This window comes from Bacillus sp. SSR7, from assembly GCF_055902415.1.
Genome location: NZ_JBVVXV010000037.1, coordinates 1 through 6,110 on the forward strand (window position 1 = coordinate 1; position 6,110 = coordinate 6,110).

6 protein-coding genes and 1 pseudogene are annotated in these 6,110 nt (G+C 32.2%); 5 read left to right on the forward strand and 2 right to left on the reverse strand.

Annotation, left to right across the window (positions count from 1 at the left end; translation table 11 throughout):
• Nucleotides 1–271: 271 nt before the first annotated feature.
• Complete coding sequence (locus tag AC0NJG_RS28450) at nucleotides 272–382, reverse strand: YjcZ family sporulation protein (RefSeq protein WP_088325598.1); 111 nt, start codon at nucleotides 380–382, stop codon at nucleotides 272–274.
• A 991-nt stretch (nucleotides 383–1,373) separates the two neighbouring features.
• Here AC0NJG_RS28450 and AC0NJG_RS28455 point away from each other — a divergent pair.
• Nucleotides 1,374–1,454, forward strand: a complete 81-nt coding sequence (locus tag AC0NJG_RS28455) for a hypothetical protein (protein WP_474063700.1) — start codon at nucleotides 1,374–1,376, stop codon at nucleotides 1,452–1,454.
• A 186-nt stretch (nucleotides 1,455–1,640) separates the two neighbouring features.
• Here the strand turns inward: AC0NJG_RS28455 and AC0NJG_RS28460 are convergent.
• A pseudogene (locus AC0NJG_RS28460) lies at nucleotides 1,641–1,817 on the reverse strand (CDI toxin immunity protein); the annotation flags it as partial.
• Between the two features lie 212 nt (nucleotides 1,818–2,029).
• Between AC0NJG_RS28460 and AC0NJG_RS28465 the strand changes: the two are divergent.
• The 4 genes from AC0NJG_RS28465 to AC0NJG_RS28480 all read left to right on the forward strand — a co-directional run bounded on the left by AC0NJG_RS28465 (nucleotide 2,030) and on the right by AC0NJG_RS28480 (nucleotide 5,999).
• Nucleotides 2,030–2,176: a DUF8088 domain-containing protein gene (locus tag AC0NJG_RS28465; RefSeq protein WP_474063696.1), complete on the forward strand. Its 147-nt coding sequence runs from the start codon at nucleotides 2,030–2,032 to the stop codon at nucleotides 2,174–2,176.
• A 667-nt stretch (nucleotides 2,177–2,843) separates the two neighbouring features.
• Nucleotides 2,844–3,917, forward strand: coding sequence for a response regulator aspartate phosphatase (locus tag AC0NJG_RS28470; RefSeq protein WP_474063697.1), 1,074 nt, complete (start codon nucleotides 2,844–2,846; stop codon nucleotides 3,915–3,917).
• The gene (locus AC0NJG_RS28475; RefSeq protein ID WP_474063698.1) at nucleotides 3,914–4,039 is read left to right on the forward strand and encodes an aspartate phosphatase; all 126 of its coding nucleotides are present in this window, start codon (nucleotides 3,914–3,916) and stop codon (nucleotides 4,037–4,039) included. The genes AC0NJG_RS28470 and AC0NJG_RS28475 overlap by 4 nt, the downstream gene beginning before the upstream one ends.
• 976 nt (nucleotides 4,040–5,015) lie before the next feature.
• Nucleotides 5,016–5,999 (forward strand): hypothetical protein, encoded by a 984-nt coding sequence (locus tag AC0NJG_RS28480; RefSeq protein ID WP_474063699.1) that lies wholly within the window; start codon nucleotides 5,016–5,018, stop codon nucleotides 5,997–5,999.
• Nucleotides 6,000–6,110: the final 111 nt, after the last annotated feature.

Below are 6,110 nucleotides of genomic sequence, written 5' to 3' on the forward strand. Positions count from 1 at the left end.
TCTTTACTTAGGAATCCCCCACTTCTAAACGAAGTGAAAGTGGGGGTAGTTCAATATATACGTACAAAAACATTGAAATACCTTTAAAGAAATTATAACAAATGTAAAAATAAAAGAAAAACCCGCTGTATTTTCGTGATAGCGGGTTGTTGGTTACTACTATCTTATTGTATAAAAGGGAATTTGCATTTAAATCATAGCATATTATTAAAGTTCTTATATTGAGAAAAAAGAAAAGACACCAAAATAAGAGTGTCTTTCCCCATAGTTTTTAGCAGAAGCAACTGCATCCGATTATGATTAGTAGTATAAAGAGTACAACGAGTAAAGCGAATCCACCAACAAAACCACAGCCTTCGCCGCAACTACCACCATATCCCATAATAATAGTACCTCCTTTAGATCAGAGGGTAAAACTAGAGTTCATTTCATGGATTTTAATGGGTTCACTTTACCTTATGTAATTACGAATAAATTGAGCAGGTCCTTTTGAAAATAAGGGGAAGACAATATAGGGTGCTTTAGCGGAATATTACTAAATTATATATTTTAAAAAAACTATTTAACTATATCGATAATTTAATATAATGTATTAATCTTACCAGGAGGGAGGAACAACCACGGAATTAGTTTGTTTCAAATTAGTAAGTGGACAATACTTCTTAGTTGTAGAGGGTATCGAGATTCCTGTGCCAATTCCAACGTTTGCTGCAGCTTTATTAATAGGCTTAGGAGTAATCCCGCTGTGTTCTTAATTTAAGGAATTCCAACATTCCTACCTTTCAATCGATAAGCCCTCAAGTGTGGGGGCTTATTATAATAAAAAAAGACGCCATAAGGCGCCTCCCAATTGGGTAAATAAGAAGTAAGGTTTCTAAGATAACTGAAAAAATAGAACAGGTAGTTAGAGTTTATCACATTCTTTTTCTGAATGAGCATGCAATCTTACATACCCAAGCACATACCTCTATTTTCTATTTGATGAATTATATTGTAAATATTAACAATAATTAAATGAACGTTTCTTTAAATTCAAAATATTTACAGGGATTACAAAGGTGATACATTTAAGGTACAAGTTATAAGAAATATCAAGGGGGACTTATTATGTTTAAGAAATTAGTAGTTGGAGTATTAGCAACTGGTCTTACATGAATAGGAAGAATCGGGGCAGCTTCAGCGAGTACAGAAGATATAGATAACACTAAAAAATGGCACCATCAATCGCAGAATTAGGAAACACAACATATTATTATAATTCTGAATATGACTTCTGGTTCACATATGATAGTGACAGAGACGTATATAAAACTTATGAATTTCGTAGTTGAGATGGCTATTTTGCCAACAATTTTGAGGATATAAATAGAAGAATTAAGTGGTATTTTAAAGGTATAGTTGGAGAGGCACCAGATGGCGGTAAATATGGACATTATGAAGGCAGGCAATATTAATTATTTTACTAAAAATTCCTAATATTTTAGAGATTTTTCTTAATGTGGGATCATTCATCATAAAGAAAAGACACCCAAAGGTGCCTTCCTCCGACTTGAACCACTTTAATTTTAATAATATGTATCTCGCAAATATAATTTTACCATGTTAATTTATTTTATACATTGAGAAAGATGATTAGTGTATTAGCGAAACCCAATTCTAATCATTTCTTCATCTTTTATTTCAATTACGAATCTATATTCTTTATCTAATAGCCAGTAATAAAAACTGACTGCATCAACGTCAACTAGTGATTGAAAGACTTTATCAAGATTTGTACTTAATACAGGGATTTCATAGTCATCCCATAATATAAAAATTTATTCATCAAAATTTTGTTGAAAAGAAGGTCATAAGAAAAAGCGCCTTCGAACAGCGCTCTTTCCCAGAGTGACTAATCAAATGTACAGATAACCGAAAGCCCAATAGAGGTATAGTAATAATCAAAATAATTACTTACCACCATTTTGTTTATATGCTTCAAATAAAAAACAGAACAAAAATGCAATTTGAATAGAAAAGGAGAATGAAAATGAATACAGTGACTATTAAAGTTGGGCCAGGTACAGAAGCATGGAAAGATATGCAGGAGGTTGCTAAAGGTCTGCAAGAAAGGGGTTATTCGGTTGAGCCAAAAGAAGGCATCGGGATGATGAAGTTGAAACAATTCATTCTATAAGTCGAGATGGGTATGGGGAATATGATGTTCAAATTGATGCTATCACGAAAAGTTTTGTCAAACATCCGAATTTGAGATAATTGAGTAGAAAGCCAAAAAAATTTATTTTGTTATAAATAAAAAGGCGGTTGTATCCGCAACCACCTTTTTATAAAACAGAGCAACTTTTTCAGAAATAAAATATGAATGATTCCTGAGAAAGTTTATAGGATTTAATCCCATTGTTATAACGAAAGTGACGAGCTCAAGTTATAAGAAAGGACTAGTTCATCATACGAAATATTGTTTGAAATGGTTACAAATAAAAAAAGCTAACTATTCGGTTCTGAAGTGCACCCTAATTGTTAGGACGTACTGACCAAAATAAAGAAACGAAGTATGAGTATTATGGATAGTTAAAGTTGTACGCTGAAGTTGGGATGCAGACTTCTGCGCTCCTACTCAAATACACCTTATACATAAAGGCATTTCGGTATCTTTAAATTTGTTAGGTTGGGATAACAAATTTATTCTAACGAGTTTAGGCTGTTTAAAAATATCCGAAAAACACAACAACCACCCATTAACATGAATATTCAAAAATAAGTTTTTCAAGTTAGAATATTCAAAAACTTATTTATACAAACAATTATATTGTGGTAACCTTTAATAAAGGGGGTAGCAGTAGATGAGTGTTGACATTATTTCTAAAGAAGAAATCACAAAATTATTAAATGACTGGTATCAAGCTATGATTTCACAGCGTGTATTGCAGTCTAAGAAATTAAAAGAAGATATTGCAAATAAAATCAATAATATTAAGGAAGACCAAACGATATTGGTCTACTACGCTTTATTAAATGCACGGTATAACCTGCTAATTCGTGATATGGACAGTTCAAAAGATATTCTGGATAAAATCGAGCCTTTACCAGAGTCTACAGAAACATTTTTAGAGTACTATTATCATTTATTTAAAGCAATTTACGCTATTAATACAGCAAACCATAGTGAAGCAAGAATGCAATTTGAAAAAGCTGAAACGTTTTTAGAGTACATGCATGATGAAATTGAAAAAGCCGAATTTAATTATTGGCTTGCAGTTCATTACTATCACATATTGAAACCAATCTTTGCAGTTCAATTTGCTAAGAAGGCGAATGAAGTATTTTCAATTAGGACAGGGTATGAATTAAAAACTGCAGCATGTTTAAATACTTTAGGAATGGCACACATTCGCTTAAATGATTTCGAAAGTGCAGAGGAATATTTACTTTCAGCACTAGGAACTTTCCAAAAATCTAATGATGAAAGTCTTATCAAACGCGTAAAGCATAATTTAGGGCTTTTATATGCAAGTCAAAACATGTCAGAGCTAGCAATTAAGCATTTACAGGATTCACTAGAAAACAACGCTAAAACGATGTTCCTTTTAGCAAGAGAACATTTTAAGTTAGGTTACAATGATATTGCTAACGAATATATTGAGAATGGCTATAAGATTAGTGACTTATGTTATCGACATCATTTTCAAATTTTAAGAGCATTACATAACTATGCACTACAAGAAGAATTAGAAAATGTGGTTATAGAAGGTATTTCTTATTTCGAAAAAGAAGAATTATATGATTGGGTAAAAGAATATGCTTCTCTTTTAGGTAATGTATTCTATGGTTCAGAAAATCATGAGAAAGCTAGCAAGTATTTGCACATCGCTTTAGATGCAGACAAAAAGAACATAGAAAGAAGGGCGCTAAAATGAAAAAAGTAATCTTATTAATGATGATGTTATCTGCTGTTTTTACCTTTGGTTTTACTAATGTAAAAGACGTAGCAAAAAACGAACCAATTCAAGTGTTCATGGATCATGGAGAGCATATTTAATTACTAAAAAAGAGGACGTTTTAAGCGTCCTCTTTTCTACAATATCATAGATTATGAACATATTAATTTAGAAAAAATATAAGTGATAATGTTCCATAGTACCAAATACGGTCTGATTTACATTCTTCAATACCCAATCACTCATTTAATTCCTGGTACTTTTTCGCTAAGAATGAGCGGATTGTTCCGAACAGTTCTTTTTTGCTACGTGTTTGTGCAAGAATAGGCTCATTGAATAGGTGAATTTCAACATAGAATGAAAAGCCTTAGCTAGTTTTTTTCTTTGCAGGAATTTCTTAACCATCATGGAATACTCTTACTAAGGGTGTTGTGACGTTATGACGGACGAAATTGTTTATCTTTTTCGGCAATTCATCTTCACTCGAATTGTTGGGTTTCACTCGTAACACAAATCAGACTGAGTTTTCTTGCCGAAAGGGATAAAGTCAGAGCATGCTTTGAACAGGGGTATAACAGACGACATTCATTTTAAAAATCATAAAATCGGATTCACTTATATGAAAGATAAGAGCCCTCCTAATTAAAAGAGGGCTTTTATCTTTATTGTTGAAATACAAAAATAACCAGTGTTAGAAAAATAATAGATAAAACTTTTCTGTATAACCTTAAAAACACATCTTATTAAGGTTTATTTGGAATACGTATTTTTAACAACAAATAAACAAAATATCAAGCATGAAGCCAATAAGATCGGAAGGTCATGCAGTACCTTATCTTAGCTTAATGGACATGTGATGTACCTTCTATTTAACCTTTCTTCATAATTTTTACTCGCTAAATTTTATATCTACTAACATTTAAAGGGCAACCTTTATAATCGTATATACATATTGAATAATGTGATTGATTATTCTGTATATTATTGATAAATATATTGTAGGATTTACCTTTTATTACCTATTGTGTTAATATTGTTATATGCAGTTTATTAAATATTATGGATAGGGGTGGAAAAATGATTAAACTTAAGAAGTTATCTACATTATTACTTGCAAGCGCTTTACTTGTACTACCTACAAATGCTAGTGCAGCAAATTTGTATGGTGTTGTGAGTAATAAATGGGATGGAATTGGCACTATTCAGGAAGCTGTAGGTATCGATGGGGATACTATTTTTGTTGGTAATTCTACTGATTTAGCTGTATTAAGCACTGAATCTGGTGGATTAATGGTTTCACATGAAAAGAACAAACCTTCTTTTCCTACAAAAGGCATTGTAAAAACATCTGATGGTAACTTTTTTATTGCGGGTACATCAGGAAAATGGAAAGTTGTAGATTCATCTGGAGGTTTAGTTGAACAGGGGCAACTATCGGACAAACGTAATCCGAGATTTGTTAAGCAACTATCGGATGGAAGGCTTTTATTAGTTTACGATAAAGGTTATTATGCTATCCTTGATGGTGATTCTTATGGCGTAACACGAACAGGAAAATGGCCAAATGATTGGAATATTAATGATTCAATTCAGTTATGTGAAGACCAGATCTTGATGGTAGGTGATAAAGGGAAATATCAAATCATGTCACTAGGAAATGGAAACGTCATTAACTTTGGAGATTGGGGATCAACAAAACATGATATTACGTCAATTGACAGACTTTCTGATGGTACTATAATAGCTGTTGGAGAAGGTGCAAAATTCGCCCTCTTTAATAAAGAAGGGAAAAAGATTGAGAGTTCAGAACTGACTGATCAAGAAAGTAAAAATTATAAATGGAATAAAGTAGTGGCCCTCAAGGATAAACATGCAATAGTAATTAGTTCCACTGGTCAGATGCTTTTGGTTCAGATTGATGGAAATAATAAAATTTCTGTTAAAGCAAAAACAAAATTAAATAATTATACTTCTAACGGCACTGTAGTAAAAATTAAAGAGAATCAAGTATTCGTTACCCTTGCTAGTGGTCGATATATGGTTTATCAAGCAGATTTATAAATTTATTCTACATTTTTTATCATTTTAGCCAAGAAGACTCCTTCCTCAAGGAGCGTGAAGGGTCACAGCCCAGTGAGTAGGTAGGAGATGAATTGGCTTCGAACAAGGGAT

What these genes read in the sequence shown, in the direction of transcription:
- AC0NJG_RS28480 (WP_474063699.1), top strand. Translation starts at nt 5,016, where the DNA reads ATGATTAAACTTAAGAAGTTATCTACATTATTACTTGCAAGCGCTTTA.
- AC0NJG_RS28470 (WP_474063697.1), top strand. Translation starts at nt 2,844, where the DNA reads ATGAGTGTTGACATTATTTCTAAAGAAGAAATCACAAAATTATTAAAT.
- AC0NJG_RS28465 (WP_474063696.1), top strand. Translation starts at nt 2,030, where the DNA reads ATGAATACAGTGACTATTAAAGTTGGGCCAGGTACAGAAGCATGGAAA.
- AC0NJG_RS28450 (WP_088325598.1), bottom strand. Translation starts at nt 382, where the DNA reads ATGGGATATGGTGGTAGTTGCGGCGAAGGCTGTGGTTTTGTTGGTGGA.
- AC0NJG_RS28475 (WP_474063698.1), top strand. Translation starts at nt 3,914, where the DNA reads ATGAAAAAAGTAATCTTATTAATGATGATGTTATCTGCTGTTTTTACC.